The organism is Paenibacillus sp. D51F (genome assembly GCF_053345695.1).
Window position 1 is genome coordinate 50,795 of record NZ_JBKFAO010000006.1, and the last position, 23,685, is coordinate 74,479.

The 23,685-nt window shown below is 57.5% G+C and carries 22 protein-coding genes; 17 read left to right on the plus strand and 5 right to left on the minus strand.

The window, feature by feature from the left end:
* Nucleotides 1-15: 15 nt before the first annotated feature.
* The 4 genes from ACLBWT_RS12630 to ACLBWT_RS12645 all read left to right on the plus strand — a co-directional run bounded on the left by ACLBWT_RS12630 (nt 16) and on the right by ACLBWT_RS12645 (nt 4,060).
* Nucleotides 16-1,731, plus strand: a complete 1,716-nt coding sequence (locus ACLBWT_RS12630; protein WP_447663464.1) for an extracellular solute-binding protein — start codon at nt 16-18, stop codon at nt 1,729-1,731.
* 87 nt (nt 1,732-1,818) lie between these two features.
* Nucleotides 1,819-2,709: an ABC transporter permease gene (locus tag ACLBWT_RS12635; protein WP_447663695.1), complete on the plus strand. Its 891-nt coding sequence runs from the start codon at nt 1,819-1,821 to the stop codon at nt 2,707-2,709.
* Nucleotides 2,710-2,726: 17 nt separating this feature from the next.
* Nucleotides 2,727-3,614, plus strand: coding sequence for a carbohydrate ABC transporter permease (locus tag ACLBWT_RS12640; protein ID WP_447663465.1), 888 nt, complete (start codon nt 2,727-2,729; stop codon nt 3,612-3,614).
* 221 nt (nt 3,615-3,835) lie between these two features.
* Complete coding sequence (locus ACLBWT_RS12645; protein ID WP_447663696.1) at nt 3,836-4,060, plus strand: DNA-binding protein; 225 nt, start codon at nt 3,836-3,838, stop codon at nt 4,058-4,060.
* A 222-nt stretch (nt 4,061-4,282) separates the two neighbouring features.
* Here ACLBWT_RS12645 and ACLBWT_RS12650 read toward each other — a convergent pair whose 3' ends face one another.
* The 3 genes from ACLBWT_RS12650 to ACLBWT_RS12660 all read right to left on the minus strand — a co-directional run bounded on the left by ACLBWT_RS12650 (nt 4,283) and on the right by ACLBWT_RS12660 (nt 6,741).
* The gene (locus tag ACLBWT_RS12650) at nt 4,283-4,912 is read right to left on the minus strand and encodes a YfbR-like 5'-deoxynucleotidase (RefSeq protein WP_447663466.1); all 630 of its coding nucleotides are present in this window, start codon (nt 4,910-4,912) and stop codon (nt 4,283-4,285) included.
* A 173-nt stretch (nt 4,913-5,085) separates the two neighbouring features.
* Entirely contained in the window at nt 5,086-5,733 is a 648-nt protein-coding gene (locus ACLBWT_RS12655; protein WP_447663467.1) for an SGNH/GDSL hydrolase family protein, read from the minus strand.
* 507 nt (nt 5,734-6,240) lie between these two features.
* Complete coding sequence (locus ACLBWT_RS12660; protein ID WP_447663468.1) at nt 6,241-6,741, minus strand: hypothetical protein; 501 nt, start codon at nt 6,739-6,741, stop codon at nt 6,241-6,243.
* Nucleotides 6,742-7,248: 507 nt separating this feature from the next.
* On the opposite strand from ACLBWT_RS12660, the gene ACLBWT_RS12665 reads away from it, so the two are divergent.
* The 5 genes from ACLBWT_RS12665 (at nt 7,249) to ACLBWT_RS12685 (ending at nt 10,991) form a co-directional block, all read left to right on the plus strand.
* Entirely contained in the window at nt 7,249-7,638 is a 390-nt protein-coding gene (locus ACLBWT_RS12665) for a GntR family transcriptional regulator (protein WP_447663469.1), read from the plus strand.
* A 29-nt stretch (nt 7,639-7,667) separates the two neighbouring features.
* A complete protein-coding gene (locus tag ACLBWT_RS12670; RefSeq protein ID WP_447663470.1) occupies nt 7,668-7,838 on the plus strand; it encodes a hypothetical protein in 171 nt (56 codons plus the stop codon).
* Entirely contained in the window at nt 7,835-8,836 is a 1,002-nt protein-coding gene (locus ACLBWT_RS12675) for a DUF5808 domain-containing protein (RefSeq protein ID WP_447663471.1), read from the plus strand. Before ACLBWT_RS12670 ends, ACLBWT_RS12675 begins: the two co-directional genes overlap by 4 nt.
* A 425-nt stretch (nt 8,837-9,261) precedes the next feature.
* Nucleotides 9,262-10,362: a glycosyltransferase gene (locus ACLBWT_RS12680; RefSeq protein ID WP_447663472.1), complete on the plus strand. Its 1,101-nt coding sequence runs from the start codon at nt 9,262-9,264 to the stop codon at nt 10,360-10,362.
* A complete protein-coding gene (locus tag ACLBWT_RS12685) occupies nt 10,359-10,991 on the plus strand; it encodes a glycerol-3-phosphate acyltransferase (protein ID WP_447663473.1) in 633 nt (210 codons plus the stop codon). The genes ACLBWT_RS12680 and ACLBWT_RS12685 overlap by 4 nt, the downstream gene beginning before the upstream one ends.
* A 164-nt stretch (nt 10,992-11,155) precedes the next feature.
* On the opposite strand, the gene ACLBWT_RS12690 is transcribed toward ACLBWT_RS12685, so the two are convergent.
* Entirely contained in the window at nt 11,156-11,779 is a 624-nt protein-coding gene (locus tag ACLBWT_RS12690; RefSeq protein WP_447663474.1) for a TetR/AcrR family transcriptional regulator, read from the minus strand.
* A gap of 490 nt (nt 11,780-12,269) precedes the next feature.
* Here ACLBWT_RS12690 and ACLBWT_RS12695 point away from each other — a divergent pair, with 490 nt between their 5' ends.
* Nucleotides 12,270-12,734 carry a CoxG family protein gene (locus ACLBWT_RS12695; RefSeq protein WP_447663475.1) on the plus strand — a complete coding sequence of 155 codons (465 nt, stop codon included), beginning with the start codon at nt 12,270-12,272 and terminating at the stop codon, nt 12,732-12,734.
* Between the two features lie 44 nt (nt 12,735-12,778).
* On the opposite strand, the gene ACLBWT_RS12700 is transcribed toward ACLBWT_RS12695, so the two are convergent.
* Nucleotides 12,779-13,654 carry a YheC/YheD family protein gene (locus ACLBWT_RS12700; protein ID WP_447663476.1) on the minus strand — a complete coding sequence of 292 codons (876 nt, stop codon included), beginning with the start codon at nt 13,652-13,654 and terminating at the stop codon, nt 12,779-12,781.
* 424 nt (nt 13,655-14,078) lie between these two features.
* Between ACLBWT_RS12700 and ACLBWT_RS12705 the strand changes: the two genes are divergently transcribed.
* From ACLBWT_RS12705 to ACLBWT_RS12735, 7 genes are all read left to right on the plus strand, one after another.
* Nucleotides 14,079-15,320 carry an AMP-binding protein gene (locus ACLBWT_RS12705; RefSeq protein ID WP_447663477.1) on the plus strand — a complete coding sequence of 414 codons (1,242 nt, stop codon included), beginning with the start codon at nt 14,079-14,081 and terminating at the stop codon, nt 15,318-15,320.
* The gene (gene sbnA / locus ACLBWT_RS12710; RefSeq protein WP_447663478.1) at nt 15,317-16,312 is read left to right on the plus strand and encodes a 2,3-diaminopropionate biosynthesis protein SbnA; all 996 of its coding nucleotides are present in this window, start codon (nt 15,317-15,319) and stop codon (nt 16,310-16,312) included. The genes ACLBWT_RS12705 and sbnA overlap by 4 nt, the downstream gene beginning before the upstream one ends.
* Complete coding sequence (locus tag ACLBWT_RS12715; protein ID WP_447663479.1) at nt 16,296-17,258, plus strand: 2,3-diaminopropionate biosynthesis protein SbnB; 963 nt, start codon at nt 16,296-16,298, stop codon at nt 17,256-17,258. The genes sbnA and ACLBWT_RS12715 overlap by 17 nt, the downstream gene beginning before the upstream one ends.
* Nucleotides 17,259-17,354: 96 nt before the next feature.
* Nucleotides 17,355-17,684 carry a metal-sensitive transcriptional regulator gene (locus ACLBWT_RS12720; protein WP_021878103.1) on the plus strand — a complete coding sequence of 110 codons (330 nt, stop codon included), beginning with the start codon at nt 17,355-17,357 and terminating at the stop codon, nt 17,682-17,684.
* A gap of 205 nt (nt 17,685-17,889) precedes the next feature.
* Complete coding sequence (locus ACLBWT_RS12725) at nt 17,890-20,271, plus strand: heavy metal translocating P-type ATPase (protein WP_447663698.1); 2,382 nt, start codon at nt 17,890-17,892, stop codon at nt 20,269-20,271.
* A gap of 76 nt (nt 20,272-20,347) precedes the next feature.
* Nucleotides 20,348-21,286, plus strand: coding sequence for a hypothetical protein (locus ACLBWT_RS12730; protein ID WP_447663480.1), 939 nt, complete (start codon nt 20,348-20,350; stop codon nt 21,284-21,286).
* Nucleotides 21,287-21,432: 146 nt separating this feature from the next.
* Nucleotides 21,433-23,457, plus strand: a complete 2,025-nt coding sequence (locus ACLBWT_RS12735; RefSeq protein WP_447663481.1) for a GTP-binding protein — start codon at nt 21,433-21,435, stop codon at nt 23,455-23,457.
* Nucleotides 23,458-23,685: the final 228 nt, after the last annotated feature.

The following is a 23,685-nucleotide window of genomic DNA, read 5'->3' on the forward strand; positions in this document are numbered from 1 at the left end:
CGGGGAGGGACCAGGATGAAAAAGAATATGGCAAAGCTGCTTTCCGTCGTAATGCTTGGCCTAAGCGTAACAGCGTGTAGCTCCAATTCTTCATCGGATGATTTGAAAGCGTCTTCAGATCCGGGGACAAACTCTGCAGCCCCGGCACTTTCCGGAGATGACCTCGCCTTCTCCAAATTCCCCAAGCCTGTTGACGTCCACATCGGCATGATGGTGGATCCGACAGACAAAACGCTGCCTGAAGGCGACAGTGTGGGCAACAACCAGTACACGCGCTACCTCAAGGACAAGTACAACATCAATGTGATTGTGGATTGGACTGCGGCTACCGGCAACGATTTCAAGCAGAAGGTCAGCTTGACAATCGCATCCGGCAAGCTGCCTGACGGCATGGTCGTCGACGACCGCTCCTTCATGACCAAGGCGGCCAGCTCGGGACTGCTGTATGATATCACCGATCTGTTCCAGCAGTACCAATCCTCGCAGGTGAAGGACATTATGGCAAGCACCGATGGCCGCGCATTGGAAAACGCCAGCTATAAAGGCAAGATGGTTTCGATCCCGAATATTACGGTGGATACGGACGGCGTGCACGTTCTGTGGATCCGCAAGGATTGGCTCGACAAGCTGCAGCTGCCTGTGCCGAAGACGGTGGCGGATATCGAAAAGACGGCGAAGGCTTTCATGGACAACAAGCTTGGCGGCGACAAAACGATCGGCATTGCCGGTCCTTCCAAAAACACCTACCCGTATTCCACCTTCCTCGTATCCTCCAACAATATGGGGGGCTTTGACCCTATCTTTGGCGCGATGGATGCGTACCCGGGATACTGGCTCGACAATGGCGATGGATCGGTAACGTACGGAACGACGACGGATACGACGAAAAAAACGTTGGCATTGCTGGCCGACTGGTATAAAAAAGGGCTTATCGATCCCGAGGTTGGCACCCGCGACAACGTAGGGGATCCCATCAATGCGAACCAGACGGGGATATTCTTCGGTCCATGGTGGAACGGCGGCTATGGCAACGGGGACTCCTTCAAGAATGATCCTACTGCGAACTGGCAGGCCTATCCGGTCTATTCCGACGACAACAAGTGGAATGCGCATATGAAGACGACGGGCAGCACCTACACCGTTATCAGCAAAAACGCCAAGCCGGATGTCGTCAAAGCCATCCTCATCATGAACAATGCCCTCGTGCGCGATGAAGCGACATTTGATTTGTCGGTCAGCGTGGGCTGGTATCCGCTTCGCAACGTGCTGGCTGCGGCCAACGAGACGGAATACGAGTATGTCGAGCTTCTGAAAGTGCTGAAGGGCGAGACCAAGCCCGAGGATTACAATAAGCCGAACAGCTTGTACAAACTGATGTATGCGGATGCGAAAAAGGTGCAGAGCGTCATCAAGCCTCCGTATGAGGAGCTGAATGTCGGCAACTTCAACACATCCAACTTCGGCGACTTCCAGCGCTTGTATTCCATCATGATCGGCGATCGTCCGTTCGCGACGATTCCCATCGATAAGAAGGTTTTCAGCGTCACCTACAACCAGACCCCTACAATGGAAACGAAATGGGCCAACCTCAAGAAAATGGAGGATGAGACGGTGCTGAAAATCATCCTTGGCCAAGCGCCTATCGACTCCTTCGACAAATTCGTGAAGGACTGGAATGCTCAAGGCGGAGATGAGATCACGGCGGAAGTCGCAGAGCTCTTGAAGAAGTGATCAGGCAGAAGCTTGCGGAAAGCGCTGGCCGCTCCGGTGCTTTGCGCAGGCTTCAGATCCTGTTAGGGAGACGGGAGGTTGGCCATGATGAGGAAATTAGGCCATCAGAAACACTATTATTTGATGCTGCTGCCGGGTATGGTCTGGCTCGTTATGTTCAGCATTGTGCCTATGTTCGGTATTCTGATGGCATTCCAGAATTATAATCCGGGAGCGGGGCTGCTCAAATCTCAGTGGGTCGGGCTGGAAAACTTCAAGTATATGTTTCAACTCAACGACAGCAAGACGGTTATCATCAATACCTTTATTATCGCCGTCGGCAAAATCGTGCTCAATCTGCTTATTCCGCTTATCTTTGCCATCCTGCTGAACGAAATCCGCAGCCTGCGCTACAAAAAGCTGGTCCAGACCGTCGTTTACCTGCCGCATTTTCTGTCGTGGGTCATCCTGTCGACGATAGTGATCGGGATATTCGGCTATTATGGCGTCGTGAATACGGTCGCTGGGATGTTCGGCTTTGATCCGAAGCTGTTCATGGCCGATTCCGGCATTTTCCGGCAACTGCTCATCGGCACCGACGTGTGGAAGGAGTTCGGCTACAACTCCATTATCTATCTCGCGGCGCTGACAGGCATCAATCTCAATCTGTATGAGGCCGCCGCCATTGACGGCGCCAACCGTTGGCAGTTGATCCGGCACGTCACGCTGCCGGCGCTGACGACCACAGTCGTGCTGCTGGGCGTCTTGAGTCTCGGCAACGTGCTGAATGCCGGATTCGATCAAGTGTACAACCTTTATAACCCGCTGGTGTATTCTACCGGAGATATTCTGGACACATGGGTGTACCGGCTGGGCTTGCAAAATCTTCAGTACTCGCTGGCGACGGCTGCTGGATTGTTCAAGTCGGTCATCAGCTTTGTGCTGATTTTCATCTCCTATCGCCTGGCATATCGCTATGCCGACTACACGGTATTCTGAGGGAGGAGGGCGCTGCATTGGTCCGAAATACAACATTAGGCTCGCGGACGTTCGACATTGCCAATATCGTCATTCTCGGCCTCCTGCTCATCAGCTGCTTATACCCGCTGTGGTACACCTTCTGCGTATCGATCTCCGACAAGTCCGCCGCCAATGCAGGCTTGGTTACGATTTATCCCATCGGCTTCTCCTTGACGCCGTACAAGGAAATTATCAATGACAGGCTGTTCTTCAACGCGTTCTGGATTTCCATTCAGCGCACCGTGCTCGGTACGTCGTTTTCCTTGCTGATGACGGTACTGATGGCTTACCCGCTTGCCAGGCCCAAGAAGGATTTCAAGATGCGCAATACGTTCATGTGGATTCTTGTCTTCTGCATGCTGTTCAACGGAGGGCTGATCCCGTGGTATCTCACGATTCAAAACTATCATCTGATCAATACGATCTGGGCGTTGGTGCTGGGCGGAGGCGTACCGGTTTTCGACGTGATCCTGATCATGAACTTCTTCCGCAATCTGCCCAAGGAGCTGAATGAGGCGGCCGTAGTCGACGGCGCCGGTCCGTGGTCGATCTTGTTCCGGGTGTATATCCCATGCTCGATCCCGGTGTTGGCCGCAGTGGCGTTGTTCCTGAGCGTTTATCACTGGAATGAATTCTTCAACGGCTTGGTGCTGATGAACACTTCCGATAAATACCCGCTCCAAACCTATATCCAGCAGCTTGTCGTCAACATTCCGGTCGGCACCAATCTGACCCCCGAGCAATACAAGAAGCTGTCCGAGCTGTCCAACCGGACGCTGAATTCGGCCAAGGTGTTTATCGCTATGGTGCCGATGCTGATCGTATATCCTTTCCTGCAAAGGTACTTCGTATCCGGTATTATGCTGGGCGCCGTGAAGGAATAAGGCGGTCTTGCAGGGGAACGGTGTCATTAGACTGGCATAACCGCGGCTCGCCTCCATATTGAACATCCACAACCGTGAGGTTGTGGATGTTTGCTTTTGATGGTTGGAATAGAGGAGAGCCATCGAATGGTTTAGGAGAAAGCTTGAACTTCTGTTATAATAAGAATAGTGAAGTCAATGAAGCCATTGGCTTGGCTCTGAATAGGGAAGGATGCGCTGAAATGAATGCATTCGAAGACTGGAATTTAAAGGTCAAAAAAACCTTCAACGCTACAAGCAATGAAATTGTGCTGACGGTTACAGAAGCAGGTCATTTATTGGGTCTTTCCAAAGATCAAATGAAAGTCTATGCGGATAAAAACAGGCTGACCAAAGTGCCGATCATGAGAAGTGTTCATAGATACCTGTTGTTGAAAAGTGAAGTGGATGAGCTGGTAAAGAAATAAGAACGGGTTCGAACTAACACCAATGAGGTGTTTTTTTTATATGTATGAGGCCTGCTCCGGACACATCAAGAACACGTGGCGGTGCCATGGACGCCTGTGTTCCGCTGCCTTAGGACAGAAGGCAGCAATTCTCCTCTGCCTCCAAATGAAATAAGGTGGAATATGTAAGAGAAGGGGGCGGTGTGTTGGGGAGGGCAGTTGGTACAGATCAAATCTCCGTCATTAGAGTTCCAATGCCTCTTTCGTAATCTTCCGGATATCAAAGGGACAATCCGAGCTTTCCTTCACGATGTCGGGCAGGATGTTATCCAGGAAGTAATCCACGCAATGGAGCTTGATCTTCTTGATTTTAACGAGCGCTTCGCGGTACATCGTGACGAATTCCTTCTCCCGGTTGCCTCTTTGCAATTCGGTAAGCGCTTCGTATACCTGATCGAGCTTGTCGGCCACCTCGAGAATGAGCCCTTCGACGGAATCGTCCTTGCCCTCGCGCAGCTGTCTGCGGAATATTGGCTTCAACTCCTCGGGAATATTCTCTTCGATAAAGAGAGCGATCATTCCCTCCTCCACCTGCTGCAGCATGCCACGCAGCTCCATGGAGTGATGCTTGACGGGCGTTTTGATATCGCCGATGAAGATTTCGCCGTAATCATGGCTGCTCGTAATTTCGTACAGCTTCTTCCAGTTGATGGCGACGCCGTTGCTTTCCTCGATATCCGCCAGCGTTTTGGCGTATTGAACGACTTTCCAGGAATGCGCGGACACGCTATGCTCTTCGAACTTGAACTTGCCGGGACAGCGAATGATGCGTTCGAGATCGTTCAAGGATTGAAAATACGCATGAATTCCCATGATATGATGTTCCTTTCTTTCGTACGAGTAGTAGTGGGAGGCTGTATACTCAGTTTATGGCCGAATTGTTAATGGACGATAAATAAAAACAGGAAATAAATGGTTTAATCAACGAAAAACACCGTCCGTCAGGGGCGGTGTTCGTTGTGGTTCAGCAAGCCTTATCTGCGATGCTACTTGCCGGAATTCAGATAAGGGATCAATCCCGATGCGATGACTTGATGCCCGTGATCATTGGGGTGGATCGGCATGAACCCGCTCAAGGCGTCTTCGACTTTCCCTTGCCGGTAGCCGTAGATCAAGCTTGCTTGCTTGCCTTCAAACCACTTATGCGCGGGTGCGATCGAGACGCGGTGGCGGCGGGCGACTTCCATTGTCGTCTGATTGAGTGCGCGGATTCCGGCAACGGCGACAGAGCTGTTCGGAAAAGGATTGTATTGCGTGAAGCAGATGATGCGGGCACGGCTTGTTTTTTCCAAATGGCCTAGAATCCGACTCAGATTTTGCCGATAGTTGGCTAGAGCTTGTTGAATGGCCGGCGGATTCTGGGTCGCGACGGATGCCAAGGCGGCATCCGATATATCGACCCCTCCGATCCATACCGAGACGATATCGGATCGGCTGATGCCCGGGTTGCCATTCATGGCACGCCATAAATCCTCGCTGGTCCAGCCGGGCCTAGCGACTACATTCCCGACGGCCTTGCGGGTGCGCGAGCTCAAGGATGAAACAGCCAACCGGGGGTAGGACCTCGCGAATGAAGAGGCGTTCTCCCCGAATGTAATGGAGTCGCCGAGAGCGGTATAAAGCATAGTTTCCATCACCTTACCTGTTCGTATTTATCCAGCTTGCCAAACGTCTATGCGGCTCGAATAAAACTGTGCGTCCATAGGATAGGATATTTTCTTGCTGCATAGGTTGCTTGGACATTACGAACAATTGTTTCGGGAGGCTTCAACACGGGCTTCCCACTTCTTACGAACATCTGCATTGGTCATGAAAAATCCCCCTCGAATTGATTCTGAGGAGGATTATGTCATAGCGATTAAAAGGATTGCTTCAGATTCTATCTGATTGAGCCTGCCCCTCTCTTCATGAGCTCTCGGTTTTTATAACGAGGGCTTTATTTCGGTTTATAAGGGCATTAGTCCTTCAGTAGCTCTCTTCGGAATATTTTCCAGCCAATCTTCACCATATTCCATCATATAAACACAAAGATAAATCCTTCTAAGCCAATTTTCAAGTTTATAAATAGACGGAAAAAGAGCTGGCCCCGGATCAATACCGGAACCAGCTTGTGGAATAGGATTTTTCTACATGTCCCCTTTTTATCCGTTCGCTTCAGCTGCACTATTGGAAGCGAATCCGGCATAATCTACGTTTACAGCACCACTGGAAGAATGATAGGAGACAGTATAACTACCGGATCTCATACCTTGTGGGTAATTGGTAGTGCTTCTCCAAGTATAAGCTGCTCCCGACGCTACAGACACTGCATCGACATACGTGTAGTTTGACTCAATGTGTGTTACCGTAATGGTTACCGAGGCTTTACCTATGTTGTGAAAATAAAGTTTCACATGACCATAATCTTTTGGAACTACAAAACTAGAGCTAGCGCTGGTGCTAGTGCTATTTGCGTTTCCCGACCAATTGTTTCCTATAGCAAAAAGTCCTAATGAATTGTCGATCGTTTGATTTGCTGTTGCTGTAGGAAGAGTGGATTCAGTAGGTGTTACCCCAGAATCCGTCGCACTGACAACTGTTGGAATCGTCAAAGCTGTGGCTAGCGCTAAAGATAGAACTGAGAACTTTGCTTTCTTTTTCATAAATTACCTCCTCACAATGTATTTTTTGTACAATACAGGGCGACAATACCAAATTATTAATAGTTTGTCTAGTTGCGGATTTGGTGTATGACATTTTACATGTTTATTATATATAATCCATAAATTTCGCACATCCATCAAATGTACTAATAAATGTTAAATAATGAATATAAATATTAATTTTCTATTTTAATTTTAGGACAAAAGACATAAGTCCCAGGATTTGTAGTATTGATAGTGAATTGTGGGAAAACGGAAAAGGTGGAGCTTCTAAGCAATTTTTTGCTTGGGTCTGTCGGTGGAACGGGAAGGCAAGGGAGCTTCTCTCATCGCATCCACATCCTAGGCTAGGTCTTTACTCCAGATTATGTCGGGGGGCAAGCAAGCAGTAGCCGTTTGCCGCTCCCGAAAAACAACTCCACGGAGATTCCTTCCTGAAACCTTCCTTTTTAATACTATTTGTATTAATATAAGTAATACAAACATTGTCCGCAAAGGAGTCTTCTCATGCTCATCACCCTCGACCAAGACAGCGCGACGCCGCTCTATGAGCAGCTGCGGAACCAGATTGTGCTCGGCATCGCGACGGGCGGGCTGGAGCCGCAGGAGAAGCTGCCGACGGTCCGGCAGCTGGCCGACGAGCTCGGCATGAACATGATGACGGTCAACAAAGCCTATGCGCTGCTGAAGCAGGAGGGCTACATCGTCATCGACCGGCGGCACGGTGCCAAGGTCAGTCCGCCTCCCGAGCGCAGCAGCGAGCTGTCCAAGCCGCTTCAGCAGGAGCTTCGGCTCATCATCGCGGAGGCATCGATCCACGGAATGGATGCCTCCCGCTTCGAAAGCCTCTGCGCGCAGATTTTCCGCAGCATGGCGAACAGAACGACTTCCAGCTAGCTTCAATTCTTTCCGAAACGGGGGATTGCATGCTGATCTTGACGATTGTTCTCGGTCTGACCACATTCATCTGCTGCGCTGTGTCGCTTGGCGTCTATTCGGGTCAGGCCAAATTCCGCAGCGGCATGCTGTTCGCCGTTGCTCTTCCTCCCGATGCCGCCGAGGACGGCGATATCGCCCGCATCCGGCAAGACTTTTGAAAGCCGTCCGGCTTGCCGGCAAAAAGAGTCCGTCTTTATGGTATTTCTTGATTCCCTTCGTCATGGGCGCCGCTCTCGTCTTGCATGCTTGGCTTCAGGACGTGTCCCTGGTTCCGCCCGCTTCCATCGGATTCTTGCTGGCACTGGCATTCTTCCTGCTGGCCCGCCATGCAAGGAGAAGCGCAGCCAAGGCTTACAGCATGAACGGAGAGACCAATCAGCTGCTGAACGCTTTCAGGCGCAGAACCCTCTCGACGCTGTGGCTGCTGCTCGCGTTGGCCGAGAACGTCCATGCTCTGCTGTTATACCGGCTGCTGGCTCGGGAGAGCCCTGGCGATGAAGCACTATGGATCTCGGTCCTGCTGGTGTTCTCCTGCATTCCTGGCTTGATGGTTTACAGCGCCTATAGCCGAATCCGGCGTTTGGAGAGGGAGACGCTGGAGGCGGATGGCAAGATCATCTACAGCGACGACGACGAATACTGGGCGAACGGGTTTACGTATCATAATCCCTATGACCGGCGCGTCCTTGTACCCAAGCGCATCGGGATGGGGGAGACGATCAACACCGGCACTGCCGCAGGCAAATGGATCATGGGCGGCACGCTGGCCCTTACGGCGGCGGTGCTGATTGGAACCTCATTCATGGCGATCCGCTCGGAGGTCACTTCGCCAATCATGACGATCGATTCCGGCAGCCGGATCGAGATCAAGTATCCGATGTATTCGATCGGCTTCGAGCCATCGGAGATGAAGGAGCTGACGCTCGTGGACCGTGTACCGCGGGGCTCCAAAAGAAGCGGAGAGGCGACCGGCAAAGCTTTGCGCGGCCATTTTCGGCTGGAGGAGCTGGGCAAGGCCCGCTTGTTCGTTTACAAGAACAACCCTCCGTATATCCGCTTCAAGCTGAAGGGCGAATATGTCTTTTACAATGAATTCGATCCCCTCGCGACACGGGAGCAGTATAAGAAGCTCCTGAAGGCCGGAGGGGGAAGATGAAGGCGATTGAAGTCTTCTAGTCGGCGCCGCGGACTAAGCAAGTCTCCTAGGGAGCGGAGCGATCCATTTCAAAATGGGAACGGAAGAAATGCTGCCTTGTTTATAGGTGAAAAGGGAGTTCAGCCGCAATCGAGCGGCTGGGCTCTTCTTGATATTCGGGAAGGGCATTGCAAGCTTGTGGCTAGCAGGTCGATCGCCGAAGGTCAAGAACAGCCAGAAGCCCAGGCCGCCGCTGGAACATGGAGCTATCATCGAGCACCGCCAGCAACACAGCCATTCCGCTGGAAGGTCAGTCTGCCGCAGCCTTCTTCTTCCCGTGCCCGACCTCGCGGCTTACCAATCACCGGCCGGCGGGGTCTTATTTCTCTTCCATCCGCCATATACATGTTCCATGGGTACTTGTACCGGATCGGGGGCGGAAGGGAATGGGAATCGCGATCATGGCCGCGCTGGCGGCTGCATGGGCGGCGGGCTTTGTATTGTTCCGCAGGAACAGGGTTCCAGGGGCGGCTCGCTCCTTCCATTTCGAGGGGAAGCTCTCTGTCATCATTCCAGCCCGGAACGAAGAGACCAATCTGCCGCATCTGCTCCAATCTCTCCGGCATCAGAGCTGCCGCCCCTTCGAAATCATCGTCGTAGACGACGGGTCGGAGGACGGGACGCGGGCGATCGCGGAAAGCTTCGGAGCGAAGGTCGTTGTCAACGAGCATTTGCCGCCCGGCTGGACGGGCAAGAATTGGGCCGTATGGAACGGATACCGGCACTGCGAGGGCGACCATATCGCCTTCCTCGATGCGGATGTCCGGCTCTGCCCCCACGCGCTGGAAGACCTGCTGGCCGCCAGGCAGCGGGAGGGAGGAGCGGTATCGGTCGTGCCTTACCACGAGACGGAGAAAACCTACGAAAGGCTGGCCCTGATTCCCAATCTGCTGGGCCTGTTCGCGTTTACTTCTCCCATGGAAAGGGGCAATCCGGACAAGGGCTTTTATGGCTCGTGCATCCTGGTCAAGCGGGAGGAATACGAACGGGCGAAAGGACATGAGGGCGTGCGCTCCGAGGTGATGGACGATCTGAGGCTGGGCGCGAAGTTCATTCAGGCCGGCATCCCGGTCACGAATTACATCGGCATGGGAGCCGTATCGTTCCGGATGTATCCGGACGGCATCCGCAGCCAGCTGCAGGGCTTCGCCAAAGGAGCGATTCTCGGCACGAGCAAGCTGAGCCTGTGGACGACGCTGCTTGTCGCGGTCTGGCTGCTTGGCCTGCTGGCGTCGGAGGCGGCTCCATTTCTGCTCGGAACGTCTCTGGCGCTTCCCTTGGCGATCGGGTATGTGCTGTACACGGCGCAGCTGTTCGCTTTCCTCCGCTGCACGGGAAGGTTCGGATTGTGGATGCCCGCGGTTCATATGCTGAGCACGGTCTTTTTCGTCTTGGTCATGCTGTACTCGGTGTACCAGGTGGCGTTCTTCGGAAGCGTAGCCTGGAAGGGCCGGCAGGTCGCGGTAAGGAGGCGCGGCGAGCGATGATGCGGCTGCTGATGTGGACGGCGGGCTCATTCCTCTCCGGCTCGCTGATGTTCTCCTATTGGCTCGGATTGCTGGCGAAGCATGATCTGAAGGAAAAGGGAGACGGAAATCCTGGCGCATTGAACTTGTGGAGAGCGGCCGGATATGGATATGGACTGACGGGAATCGCGCTGGATTTCCTCAAAGGATACTTGCCGGTATTTGCTCTGCTCCGATTGGGAGGCCTGACCGGCTACAGCGTTGTTTATCCGGCGGTGGCAGCCGTGCTCGGCCATATGTTTTCGCCCTTTGCCGGCTGGCGGGGAGGGAAGGCGATCGCGGTCACGTTCGGGGTGTGGAGCGCGCTAACGGGATTCGAGGCTTCGCTTGCTTATGCCGTCATTCTGGCTTTGCTGCTGGCCGGTTTCCGGTGGATCGGCAAAGGCAAGCCGTCCTCGTCTTCCTCGGATGGCTTTCAGGTGGTGGCGGGGATGCTTCTGCTTTTGCTTTTTTTGCTTCTCTGCCGCTATTCCGCGGAGCTGGTCGTGTTCTCAGGCGTGAATTTCCTGCTGTTGGCCTATGCGCATCGTAAGGAATTGCGGCGGTATTTAGGACGAACAGATATAGGACGCAGAAATAATCAGAATTGAGCGGATTCCTAGTTCTTAGCGCCCAACGTCGGGAACGACATCGTACTGCGGCTCAAAGCGGGGAAGCAGCTCAGCTATACAGCTTCAACGGCAAACCATTTTATATCTACATTGTTGGTTGAAAAAAGCTGACTCCGCAGTCGCAAGACTGCGGAGTCAGCTTTTTAGGGCTTCAAATAACTCAGGAAAATATGCTTCAGGATCTGAAGCTGCTCGGCAGGATCAAGGTCCTGCTCGACGACCAGGATGCTTTTTTGCAAGGAAAGCTTGCGGGCGAGCAGAGCGAAAGTGTTCATGACCGTACTCAAGGTCTCGGGAATCGACAAGTCGCTGCGAATCGATCCATCCTGCTTGCCCTGCTCGACGATGGTGGCGAATACTCCGGAGATCTGCCGGTAGACGGCGTTGAACACGCTGATATCGTCCAGCGGCTCGGTGAACTGGGCCGCGTAGCTCTCGAAGTTCTCCAGCAGCTTGACGCTGGAGCTGTCCTTGCGCTCCAGCAGCTTGATGGAGCTGTCGAAGAGGATTTCGAGCTTGCGCAGGCTTGTCTCCGGCATTGCTGCAACGGCAATGAACTCTTGCAGCACTTCCTCCAGCATTTTGGTGGCGACCGCGACAACGAGCTTCTCTTTCTTCGGGAAAAAACGGAATACGGTGGCAACGCCTATACACGCCTCGGTGGCGACATCCTGCATCGTGGACTTGTCGATTCCTTTTCTCGTAAACACTTGCTCCGCTGCATCGATGATGGCTTGGAGGCGCCGCTGCCTTGTTTCTGGGTTCATGTTTTCGGTCTGCCGCTCCCGTCGTCATTTTATTCTCGTATTATAGCGCTCCGCAATTTTTGCTACAACGTTGTCAAGGGAGACGGGATATGCTACGATGAGTCAAAAATGATAGTTTAACTATCATTTTAGTTCAAAGGGAGAACGGCAAACGGAAAGCTCTCGCTCTTCCATTCACTATGATCGCGCTTGCTTTTGGCGGAGCCTTCAGCCCTTTCAGACCTGTTCGCCCACTATCCAATTGAACGGAGAGAGATGTGCCATGCCAGCGAAGAGACCAGCCCAGTGGGAGGTTGTCCCGTCCGTCATGAAAGCGACAATGGACAGCCCCTATGTTTTCCTAAGAGTGTCATGAACCAACGCGGATAGGCATAAAAAGGGAAATTTGCTATGATGGACCCAAGCGTCTGAATCTTGAGACCGGACAACTCCGCCGGAGGCAGTCGCCCTTCATATTTGAGAGCGCTTACCAATTCAACGAGAAGGAAGAGTGATAGCCTTGCCAGACGCATCGCATTCAGTTGAAATACCGGTATCCGTTCAAGACGCATGGAGCTTTGCAAGCGATATGGACAAGTGGATGCCTCTTATGCCCGGTTATATCGAGCATGAGCTGCTCGGCGGCAGCGAAGCGCTCTGGACCTTCAAGGGCGATCTCGGCTTCACGAAAAAGGTGATCAAGCTGAAAATCGACATCACCGGCCGGACCGAGCCGTCCAGGCTGACCTTTCAAATTGACGGCGTCTCCGACAGCGTCGGCGGCGAAGGATACTTCGAAGCATCGGCGCTTGGCGACGGCCTTACCCGATTGACGGGGCACCTGGACATCTCCGGCAAGGGAGCCATGGGGTTCATGATGAACGGAGTCATGAAGACGTTTGTGCCCAAGACCGTCGAGGAGCTGACGCAGGCTGTCGCTGCCAAGCTTGTGGAAGTCCATAACGTTCCTTCTTAGCAAAAATCTCCGCCCCGAACGGTTTCTCTTTCTCCGGCGCCCTTTCAGGGCGCTTTTTTGGCTTTGCCGCAAACGAGGCTGTAGCGGCGGCCGTAAGCTTTGGCGTAGCGGACGATGCGGCGGATGGCTGTCTGATCGTCCAGCTTCGTGAACGGGCATGGATCCGGCCGGGTGTTGACTTCGAGAATCCACGGCTTCAGCTTGCGGTCGACAGCGATGTCGAGGCCGAGCTCGTTCATGGCGGGGTAGGCGCGGCCGAATTCGGCTGCCGTCAGCAGCGCCAGCCGGTTCATCCGCCGCAGCAGCCGGATCGTGCCGGACTTGCCGGCAGCGGGATGAAGCAACGCCTCCGGCGTGTAGATCGTTCCGCCCTGGCTGCCGTTGGAGACGATTTTGCCCGGACTGGCGACGCGGGCGGCCGTGCCGGTGCATTCCCAGCGGCCGGCAGGATTCCGCTGGATCATGATGCGGAAGTCGAACGGCCGGCCGTCATGCTTGAGCATGCGGATGCCCTTCTGAACGAGATAACGTCTGGTTCCGGCTTGCCGGCGCAGCGACGGGAACAAGGCGGATACGGACTTGAAGGCGAAGATGCTCTCGCCGCTTTGATAACGGCAGCCTTTGCCGCTCTTCTCTACGCGCATGACCCCGATTCCCATCGAGCCGGTATCGGGTTTCACATAGACCATCCCGTAGCGGCCCAGCATCGAGGCGAGCGTGCCGCGGTTCAGGCGGCGGGTAGATGGAATATGCTTCCTCAGCTCGGCGCTGCGCAGCAGAAGGGCTGTTTTGGCTATTTTGCTGGAGACAGTTTGAACGCCGCTGCCTTTCAGCTTCCTCCCCGGAGCGGATGGCCTGTTCTTCTGTTTGGCTTTGCTGCCGTTCCGGACTGTTGCGTTTCTGTTCCTGGCTGTATTCATGCCGTCTTTCCCCCTAAGGCAGAGGCTATATTCTTCTATTCTATGTAGGCGCTGACGGTCGGGTTTGGGCATCTTGCCTCTTTGCGGCCAGCGAGCAGCGGGAGGATCCGGTCAACCCGTGCGGAAGCTGCCGCTTCGCCGAAATGACGCCGAGGCTGCCGGCAGCGGCCCTGTCTCGGTGGCTGCTCCCGATCCTCGACATACCCCGGGCACTCGGCCATGTTCCCGATATTCTCGACATACCCCGGGCAGTCGGCCATGTTCCCTAAATTCTCGGCATGCCCCGGACACTCGTTCGTGCCCCTAACTTTCAACCATGCCCCAGCACTTGACGGCCGCCGGCAAGCCGATTCACCCCAGCAGGGGAATGGGCATACGATATAGCGGCAATGTGGGCACATAGAAGAAGCGGGAGGATATGCATATGGACACTCCGGGCAGCATGCGGGAAATCGCCGACAGGATGAGGCAGCGCTTTCCCTGGCTAGACGGGCTTATCGTCTCCGGCTCAGGGAGGCAGGCAGGAATATCGGATGGGGTGGGGCTTCCGCTGCTGACGTCGACCCTTCTCGAACGGTTTTATTACTCAGACGGCAATCCTCTCGCCCGGCAGCCGGAGCTCCGCAGCTACCGGACGTCGGGAACGAGCTCGGGCCGCCGCAAGACGATCTATTACTCGGAGCAGGACGAAGCCGACTATCTGCGGGTGAAGCTGGACGTGTTCCGGGACATTCTGGAGCCGTACGGGTACAAGACGGCCGTATCGGACATGGGGACCGGCCATGCAGAAGCGACGGCGGCCGAGGTGTTCCGGCAGCTCGGGATGACGGTGGAGTCCTTGTCCTTCCGGCTGCCGATCCGGCAGCATATCGAGTCGCTGGAGCTGCTGCGGCCGGAGGTGCTGTATACGATGCCCTCCATCCTGGACCGGCTGCTGGCTGCGGCCGGCGAGCCGGCGGCGCTCGGCATCCGGCATGTCGTCCTTGTCGGCGAGACGGCGTCGCCGGGATGGCGGAGCCAGGCCGCGCAGCGGCTTGGAATCGGCGAAGACAGAATTACGGATACGTACGGATCGATCGAGATCGGCACGATCGCATCGTATTCGCATCGTTGCGGCCGTTATCTCCTGGCTGATGGAATCGTCGCCGAAGGGGTGAGCGCCGAAGAGCTTGGCGAGGGACTCCGGCCGCTATCCGAAGGGGAGCAGGTGCTTGTGCTGACCTCGTCCATCCGCGAAGCCTTTCCCGCGCTTCGCTACGTGACGTACGACGTCGTGCGCGATCTGAGGACGATCGACGTGGAGGGCGTGCCCCGGCAGAGCTTCCACAGCCTCGTGAAGCGGATCGGACCGGATCTCAAGCATGGCGAGAAGATCAGCATCTACGACATCGAGGATACGATCTGCCGGCATCTCGGCGGCGCGAGCGTCCGCGTCCGGGTCCAAGGGAACGCGCTGCGGATCGCGGTCGACAGCGAGCAGGGAAGCGATGCAGCGCTTGAGCTCATCCGGCAGGAGCTGGAGGACCGCAATCCCGACATCGGGACGATGATCCGCAGCGGCATCCTGGGCGGGATCCAGGTCGTCCGGGAGTCCTTGGACGACACCGGAGAGCAGGGCTCCGTCAAAAACAAAAAAATCCATTATCGACAAGGAGAATCCGGATGAAGCTGGACGGAGGCATTGCGGACACCATCGGGCGAACGCGTCTCATTCGACTGGACCGGCTGTTCCGGGGCGAGCCGTTCGCTGTATTCGGCAAGCTGGAGGGCATGAATCCGGGCGGCAGCGCCAAGGACCGTCCGGCTCTCCATATGCTCCGGGAAGCCATCCGGCGCGGCGACGTGACCGAGGGGAGCACGGTCATCGAATCGAGCTCAGGCAATCTGGCGATCAGCCTGGCTCAGCTATGCCGTTACTTGGGCATCCGTTTCATCTGCGTCGTCGATCCCCGGACGACCGACGCGCACATGCGGATCATCCGGAGCTTCGGCGGAGAGATCGAGCTGGTCGAGCGTCCCGATGCCGCGACGGGAGAATTTCTGCCGGCGCGGATCGCCAGGGTGAAGGAGCTGCTCGCGCAGCTTCCCGAAGCCTACTGGACGAACCAATACGGGAATCCCGACAACGCCCGTTCGCATCAGGAGACGATGAAGGAGATCGGGGACGAGCTCGGGACGGTCGACTATCTGTTTTGCGGGGTGAGCTCCTGCGGAACGATCCGCGGCTGCGCCGATCATATCCGCAGCAGAGGCTGGACGACGAAGGTCGTCGCGGTCGATGCGGAGGGCAGTATCCTGTTCGGGGGCACAGGAGGGCCGCGCAAGTTTCCCGGCCTCGGAGCGGCTGTCGTGCCGGAGCTGCACGGCGGCGAGCTGGCGGATATCGTCGTCAAGGTAACGGATGCCGAATGCGTCCGGGGCTGCCGGGAGCTGGCCCGGGAGGAGGCGATCCTGGCGGGAGCGTCCTCCGGGGGCGTCGTGGCGGCGGTCCGGCGCCTCGCCGGCAGCATTCCGGCCGGATCCATATGCGCGGCCATCCTGCCGGACAGAGGCGAACGGTATATGAGCTCGGTATATGACGACGATTGGGTGAAGCGGGAGCTCGGCGTCGATCCGGATGCCTGGAACAGGGGGATTAGGCATGCTCTATCTCAATGACAGCCATATCCGCGAAGCCGGTGTGGATTGGGAGAAGCTGACCGGCATCGCGGAGGATGCCGTGCGGGCGATGGATCGCGGAGGCTATGCAGCTCCTCTCAAAACCTATCTCCGGTTTCCCGAACCGGGGAACCGAATCATCGCGACGCCGGCTTATCTGGGCGGCCCGCAGCCGCTGGCAGGCATCAAATGGATCGCCGGATTTCCCGGCAACATCAAGAACGGCCAGCCGCGGGCGCATAATGCGATCGTTCTGAACGATCCGGAGAACGGCCTGCCGCTCGCCTTCCTCCGGTGCAATCTGCTCAACGGCCTGCGCGCGGCCGCGGTGAGCGGCGTCATGCTCCGGGCTTATGCCGACTCGAGGCCGGATCAGGATATCCGGCTCGGCATCATCGGCTGGGGCCCGATCGGCCGCCTGCATCTCGACATGTGCGCCGCCTTGCTCGGGAGCCGTCTGAAGGAAGTCATGCTGTACGATCTGCGGGACATCGATCCCCAGACCGTGCCGGAGGATGCGCGCGGAATGACGGCGATCGCTGCGAATTGGCAGGAGCTCTACCGCCGGTCCAACGTGATCGCCACATGCACGGTATCGGCGGAGCGGTACATCGACGAGCCGCCTGCTCCCGGCTCGCTGCTGCTGAACGTATCGCTGCGGGATTTCAGGCCGGAGGGCGTCGCCGGCGTCCGCGCCGTCTTCGTTGACGACTGGCGGGAGGTATGCCGCGAGAACACGGACATCGAGCTGCTTCATCTCCGGCACGGACTCAAGGAAGAGGATGTCCGAACGCTTGCCGATCTCGTCTGCCGGGACGCCTTGGCCGAATTTCCGGGAGAGACCGTATTCTTCAACCCGATGGGTCTGGGAATATTCGATATCGCGATCGCCGGTCATTATTGCCGTGAAGCCGTGAAGCGGGGGCTGGGCATCGAATTGCCCTGAAGGCTGGGGAGCGGTTCACGAATCCATTTCAAAATCGGGGTGTTGGTATAGGTGGGGGGGCTATGGTAAACTGGAAATCAAAAAGGGCGTGATGTCATGGATGAGCTCCAGCAGGATACGAACAAGCATGAATCATGCGAGGCGGACGGACGCAAAAGCCATCACTCCGAGAAGACCAAAAGCAATCTCATCAGCCGCCTCAACCGGATCGAGGGCCAGGTCCGCGGTCTCAAGGGCTTGATCGAGAAGGATGTCTATTGCGACGACGTCCTCAATCAGATCTCTTCGGTCCAATCCGCCCTGAACGGCGTGGGCAGGCTGCTTCTGGAGCATCATATGAAGAGCTGCGTCATCGAGCGCATCCAGGACGGCGAGAGCGAGGTCATCGACGAGCTTTTGGTCACCATCAACAAATTGATGAAATAACCGGGATTCGAGAGAATCCTTTTTCTATGCCCTTCCATATAGGGGTGGGGGGTATAAGTTTTGATTGACTGAATATAGGGTAGAGGGGTATAGTAAGCGTAAGAATAAGGCCGCGGAATGATGGCAATAAAGGAACTAAGCGAGGTGTCCGCAAGTGGAAGCATCCAAACAGGCTAAGGAGCAAACGTCGCTGCAGCTGACCGGCATGACCTGCGCGGCTTGCGCGAACCGGATCGAGAAAGGGCTGAACAGGCTGGAGGGCGTCGCGGAAGCGAACGTGAACTTTGCTCTGGAAAGAGCGACGGTGACCTACGATCCCGATCAGGTGACCGTGCCGCAGCTGCAGCAGACGATCCGCAAGCTCGGATACGATGCCCCCATGCAGACAGCGGATCTCCAGCTCGTCGGCATGTACTGCGCGGCCTGCGCCGTGCGCATCGAGAAGACGCTCAACAGAACACCGGGCGTGACCGGGGCGGCCGTGAACTTCGCTCTTGAGAGCGCTAGGGTGGAATACAATCCGGCGGCCGTATCGGTCGCGGACCTGCAAGCAAGAGTAGCCAAGCTGGGTTATGAGGCCATCCCCAGGCAGGAGGTCGCCGATCCATCCGAGCTCCGGCAGCAAGCCGTCGCGCGCCAGAAGCGCAAGCTGCTCCTGTCGGGTATTCTCTCGCTCCCGCTGCTGTGGTCGATGGCGGCCCACTTCTCCTTCCTGTCCTGGATCCCGATGCCGGAGCTGTTCATGAACCCGTGGTTCCAGCTTCCGCTGGCGACACCGGTACAGTTCTACATCGGCATGCCGTTTTACGTCGGGGCTTTCAAAGCCCTTCGCAACCGGAGCGCCAATATGGACGTCCTGGTGTCCCTCGGAACTTCGGCAGCTTACTTCTACAGCGTTTATTTGACCGTCGAATGGGCGCGGATGGGCGGCATGGCCCATCATGGTCCGCAGATGTATTACGAGACGAGCGCCGTGCTCATCACGCTTGTCATTCTCGGCAAGCTGTTCGAGTCGCTGGCGAAGGGCCGCACGTCCGAAGCGATCAAGACGCTGATGGGGCTGCAAGCCAAGACGGCGCTGGTCATCCGGGACGGAGCCGAGACGACGGTCGCGATCGAGGAAGTGCTCGGCGGCGACATTGTCGTCGTGAAGCCGGGCGAGAAAGTTCCGGTCGACGGCGAAGTGCTGGAAGGCAGCTCCTCCATCGATGAATCGATGCTGACGGGAGAGAGCATTCCAGTGGAGAAGAGAGCCGGTGACCTCGTCATCGGCGCGACGATCAACAAGAACGGACGGCTGAAGATCAGAGCGACCAAGGTCGGCAAAGAAACGGCGCTGGCCCGGATCATCAAGGTCGTCGAGGAAGCGCAAGGCTCCAAAGCCCCGATCCAGCGGGTTGCGGACGTCATTTCCGGCATTTTCGTCCCGATTGTCGTCGGCATCGCCGTCATGGCCTTCCTGGTATGGTATTTCTGGGTAACACCTGGTAATTTCGCCGAAGCGCTGGAGAAGGCTATCGCGATCCTCGTCATTGCCTGCCCATGCGCCCTCGGCCTGGCGACGCCTACGTCCATCATGGCGGGCTCCGGCCGCGCCGCAGAGCTGGGCGTCCTGTTCAAGGGCGGCGAGCATTTGGAGACGACCCATAAGATCGACGCCGTCATCCTCGACAAGACGGGCACCGTGACGAAGGGCATGCCGGAGCTGACGGATGTCGTCGCCGCCAGCCATATGGAGGAGCGGGAGTTCCTCCGTCTCGTCGGAGCCGCGGAGAAGAGCTCGGAGCATCCGCTTGCGGAAGCGATCGTCTCGGGAATCGAGGCGCGCGGAATATCCATCCCGGCTGCCGGCGAGTTCGAGGCGATCCCGGGCTACGGCATCCGGGCGGTCGTGGAAGGGCATGAGATTCTGGCCGGAACGCGCAGGCTTATGGTGAGGTACGGCATCTCCGCCGATGAGGCCATGGCCTCGATGGAGAGGCTGGAGGAAGAGGGCAAGACGGCGATGCTGATCGCGGCGGACGGGCGGTATGCGGGCTTGGTCGCGGCGGCGGATACGATCAAGGAGACATCGGCTGCGGCAGTGGCGCGGCTGAAGGCGATGGGCATCGAGGTCATCATGATTACCGGCGACAACGAGCGCACGGCCCGGGCCGTCGCCAGGCAGGCGGGAATCGATCAAGTCCGGGCCGAGGTGCTGCCGGAAGGCAAGGCCGAGGAAGTGAAGAGGCTGCAGGCAGAGGGCAAAAAGGTCGCGATGGTCGGGGACGGCATCAACGACGCCCCCGCGCTTGCCGCGGCGGATATCGGAATGGCCATCGGCACCGGAACGGATGTGGCGATGGAAGCCGCCGACGTCACGCTCATGCGCGGCGATCTGAACAGCATCGCCGACGCGATCGCCATGAGCCGCCGGACGATGGGCAACATCCGGCAGAATCTGTTCTGGGCGCTCGGCTACAATACGCTAGGCATTCCGGTGGCCGCTCTCGGCCTGCTGGCTCCCTGGATCGCCGGAGCGGCGATGGCGCTCAGCTCCGTCTCGGTCGTGCTGAACGCCCTTCGTCTGCAGCGGATGAAGGTGTAGGGGCCGGCAGCGGGACGGGATGAGAGGACGCAGCTTGTTTGGATGAATGAAAATGTATGCAGGAAGGATTGAATCCATGATGAAACGGTTGAAGCTGGCAGCCGCGCTCGTCGTCGCCGCCGCTGTTCTGTCCGCTTGCGGCTCCAAGACAGTCCACCAAGAGGGAGGCCATGGCTCGATGGACATGAATATGGAGCAGGAGCAGAATGCCCATGGCTCGATGGACATGAATATGGAGCAGGAGCAGAATGCCCATGGCTCGTCCGACGCTTCCGCCGGACATGCCCATGAAGGCGGCGCAGGGAAAGGGACGGCCGCCGAGGCCTCCGATGTGAAGGCCGAGTGGACGCTGGCGGGCGGCGGCCAGCCGGAGGCGAGGCAGGAGACGCTCATCCGGGTCGCCATCACAAGCGGCGGCAAGCCGGTAGAGCAGTTCGATACCGCCCATGAGCAGAAGCAGCATATGATCATCGTGAGCAAGGACCTGTCTTATTTCAGCCACATCCATCCGGAGTACAAGGGCGGAGGCGTCTTTGAGATCGCAACGGAATTTCCGGCCGGCGGAGAGTACAAGCTGATCGCGGACTTCGTGCCGGCGGGCGGCAGCGCGATGAGCAGGATGCAGTGGGTGTCCATAGGCGGAGCGGCGGATAAAGCCAAGCCGATCGAGCCGGACGGCGATCTGACCAAGGTCGTGGACGGCAACGAGATCGCCCTCTCCATCGAAGGGCTGGCCGCCGGGAAAGAAGCCGTGCTGACGTACACGATTGCGGACGCCCGGACCGAAAAGCCGGTTACGGACCTGCAGCCCTATCTGGGCGCGGTCGGCCATGTCGTCATCCTGACCGCGGACGCGGACAGTTATCTGCATGTGCATCCGATGGACGAGAAGGCATCCGGGCCGGAAGCCCGGTTCATGACGACGTTCCCGAAAAGCGGGACCTACAAAATATGGGGCCAGTTCAAGCGCGGCGGCGAAGTGTTCACCGTGCCGTTCGTCATCAAGGTTCCTTGACGCCGGAGATTTTGACTCCGAGCCCGGATTCCGCATGAGGAATTCCGGGCTTTTTGCATGCAAGAGGAGCTCCTTCGGCCATCCGGACTCTATTATCATGTATAATAGGCGGATACATACTGCCTGACAGGGGGACCTTGCTTCCTATGCCATCTTCCACCCGAGCCCCGATCCGCAACGTAGGCATCTTCGCCCACGTCGATGCGGGCAAAACGACGACAACGGAACACATCTTATATGAAAGCGGACGGATCCGCGCTCTCGGAAGCGTGGATGCGGGCACCGCTCAGACCGATTCGCTCGACGTGGAGCGGGAGCGGGGAATCTCGGTGCGCGCGGCGTCGACGCGGTTCGTCCACCGGGGCGTGCAGGTCAACCTCGTCGACACTCCGGGCCATGTCGATTTCCTCTCGGAGGTGGAGCGCTCGCTGCGCGTCATGGACGGCGCCGTGCTGGTCGTGTCCGCGGTGGAAGGCGTGCAGTCGCAGACCGAAGTCATCTGGCAGGCTTTGAGAAGCTTGAAGATTCCGACCGTATTCTTCGTCAATAAGCTGGACCGCATTGGAGCGAATCCGCTGGAGGCTCTTGCGGGCATCCGCAGGCTGCTGACCGCCGGAGCGGTGCCTGTCCAGGCGCCGCATGGTCTGGAGGAGCATTTTACGGGCAGCGCCTGGCTGCTGCCGGAGCCGGGCGGCCATGCAGGCAGCGGAGCGGGCGACTTGTCCGCCGATCAGCTGCCGTATTTGGAACTGCTGACGGAAACGGTCGCCGAGAGCCGTGAGGACCTGCTCGAACGCTATCTGGAGCAGGGTGGACTGCAAGGCGAGGATCTGGCCGACCGGCTTGCAGCCGGCGCCGCCGGGGCGGAGCTGTTCCCCGTGCTGTTCGGCGCGGCGAGCCGCGGCATCGGCATCGCTGCCCTTATGGACGCCATAGTCCGATGGCTCCCCGAGGCCGGCGGAGACAGCGGCGGACCGGTATCCGGCCTTGTGTTCAAGCTGGAGAGGGATGCCGCGATGGGCCGCATCGCTTACGTGCGTCTCTACGGCGGCACGCTGCGCAACCGGGATTCTGTCTACAACAAGACCCAGGACATCCAGGAGAAGATCACCCAGATTCGGATCGTCGACATGCGGAAGTCCGAGGACGCCGGCATTCTCGAGGCGGGCGACGTAGCGGCGGTATACGGCCTCAGCCGGGCGCGCATCGGGGATATTCTGGGCACGGACGCGGAAGTTCCGGGGAGCCTGCGGATGGCCGTGCCGCTGCTGACGGTGCAGGCGCGCTGGAAGAGCGAGGCCGAGTATCCGAAGGTCGTGGCCGCTTTCCAGGAGCTGGCCGACGAGGACCCGCTGCTCGATCTCCAGTGGATTCCGGAGGATCGGGAGCTGCATCTGAAGGTCATGGGTCCGATCCAGATCGAAGTGCTGGCTTCCGTCGCCAAAAGCCGATTCGGCCTCGATGTCTCCTTCGACCCGCCATCCGTCATCTACAAGGAGACTCCGGCGTCGGCCGGAGAAGGCTTCGTCGCTTATACGATGCCTAAGCCCTGCTGGGCGATACTCCGGTTCCGCATCGAGCCGGCCCCGCGCGGCAGCGGCTTGCAGTATCGTTCCCTGGCCAAGCCGGAGCGGCTGCTCGGCAGCTATCAGAACGAGGTCGAGCGGCGCGTTCCCGAGGCGCTCCAGCAAGGGCTGCGCGGCTGGGAGGTCACCGACCTCAACGTTACGCTGCTCGAAGGGGAGCATCATGTGTGGCATACGCATCCGCTGGACTTCGTGGTCGCCACCCCCATGGGAATCATGGACGGCCTTGCGAATGTCGGGACCAAGCTGCTGGAGCCGCTGCTGAGCTTCCGCTTGTCCGTACCGGAGGAGTTCGGCGGCAAGCTGATGAACGAGCTCATCGCGATGCGCGGGGAGTTCGAGCCGCCTGTGCTGAGCGGCGGGCGCATGGAGCTGGAAGGCTTGCTGCCGGTCGCCACCTCCCTGGACTTCCCGGCCCGGCTCGGGTCGCTGACCAAAGGCCGCGGCACGCTGTCCGCCTCCTTCTCGGGATACCGGGAGGCGCCGGCCGACGTTCAGGCGGAGCGCAAGCGCCGCGGCGTGAATCCGCTGGATCAGTCCCGGTACATCCTCGCCGTTCGCAATGCGCTGTCTCAGCAGGGCTGACAGCAGCAGCCCGCGGTTACGGACCGGAGAAGGAGGTTTCGGAGGCGGCAAGGCCTGGACGCCCGGCTTTGCCGACGGCCCATGCGCGCGACACCCGGGGAAGAAGCGCGCAGGAAAGCCTGCCCAAGCCGATTTTTTCATTTTCCGCAAATTTACAAATCAAAGCTTTGCTATCTGCGATGAGGTGTGTTATACTTAACCAATCGTATATGAGACGTTAAGGGTCAC

Coding starts and splice junctions, on each gene's coding strand:
- ACLBWT_RS12730 (WP_447663480.1), top strand. CDS start 20,348: ATGATGAAACGGTTGAAGCTGGCAGCCGCGCTCGTCGTCGCCGCCGCT.
- ACLBWT_RS12705 (WP_447663477.1), top strand. CDS start 14,079: ATGGACACTCCGGGCAGCATGCGGGAAATCGCCGACAGGATGAGGCAG.
- ACLBWT_RS12680 (WP_447663472.1), top strand. CDS start 9,262: ATGGGAATCGCGATCATGGCCGCGCTGGCGGCTGCATGGGCGGCGGGC.
- ACLBWT_RS12725 (WP_447663698.1), top strand. CDS start 17,890: ATGACCTGCGCGGCTTGCGCGAACCGGATCGAGAAAGGGCTGAACAGG.
- ACLBWT_RS12635 (WP_447663695.1), top strand. CDS start 1,819: ATGAGGAAATTAGGCCATCAGAAACACTATTATTTGATGCTGCTGCCG.
- ACLBWT_RS12720 (WP_021878103.1), top strand. CDS start 17,355: ATGGATGAGCTCCAGCAGGATACGAACAAGCATGAATCATGCGAGGCG.
- ACLBWT_RS12665 (WP_447663469.1), top strand. CDS start 7,249: ATGCTCATCACCCTCGACCAAGACAGCGCGACGCCGCTCTATGAGCAG.
- ACLBWT_RS12645 (WP_447663696.1), top strand. CDS start 3,836: ATGAATGCATTCGAAGACTGGAATTTAAAGGTCAAAAAAACCTTCAAC.
- ACLBWT_RS12660 (WP_447663468.1), bottom strand. CDS start 6,741: ATGAAAAAGAAAGCAAAGTTCTCAGTTCTATCTTTAGCGCTAGCCACA.
- ACLBWT_RS12700 (WP_447663476.1), bottom strand. CDS start 13,654: ATGAATACAGCCAGGAACAGAAACGCAACAGTCCGGAACGGCAGCAAA.
- ACLBWT_RS12685 (WP_447663473.1), top strand. CDS start 10,359: ATGATGCGGCTGCTGATGTGGACGGCGGGCTCATTCCTCTCCGGCTCG.
- ACLBWT_RS12715 (WP_447663479.1), top strand. CDS start 16,296: ATGCTCTATCTCAATGACAGCCATATCCGCGAAGCCGGTGTGGATTGG.
- ACLBWT_RS12630 (WP_447663464.1), top strand. CDS start 16: ATGAAAAAGAATATGGCAAAGCTGCTTTCCGTCGTAATGCTTGGCCTA.
- ACLBWT_RS12670 (WP_447663470.1), top strand. CDS start 7,668: ATGCTGATCTTGACGATTGTTCTCGGTCTGACCACATTCATCTGCTGC.
- ACLBWT_RS12655 (WP_447663467.1), bottom strand. CDS start 5,733: ATGGAAACTATGCTTTATACCGCTCTCGGCGACTCCATTACATTCGGG.
- sbnA (WP_447663478.1), top strand. CDS start 15,317: ATGAAGCTGGACGGAGGCATTGCGGACACCATCGGGCGAACGCGTCTC.
- ACLBWT_RS12735 (WP_447663481.1), top strand. CDS start 21,433: ATGCCATCTTCCACCCGAGCCCCGATCCGCAACGTAGGCATCTTCGCC.
- ACLBWT_RS12650 (WP_447663466.1), bottom strand. CDS start 4,912: ATGGGAATTCATGCGTATTTTCAATCCTTGAACGATCTCGAACGCATC.
- ACLBWT_RS12690 (WP_447663474.1), bottom strand. CDS start 11,779: ATGAACCCAGAAACAAGGCAGCGGCGCCTCCAAGCCATCATCGATGCA.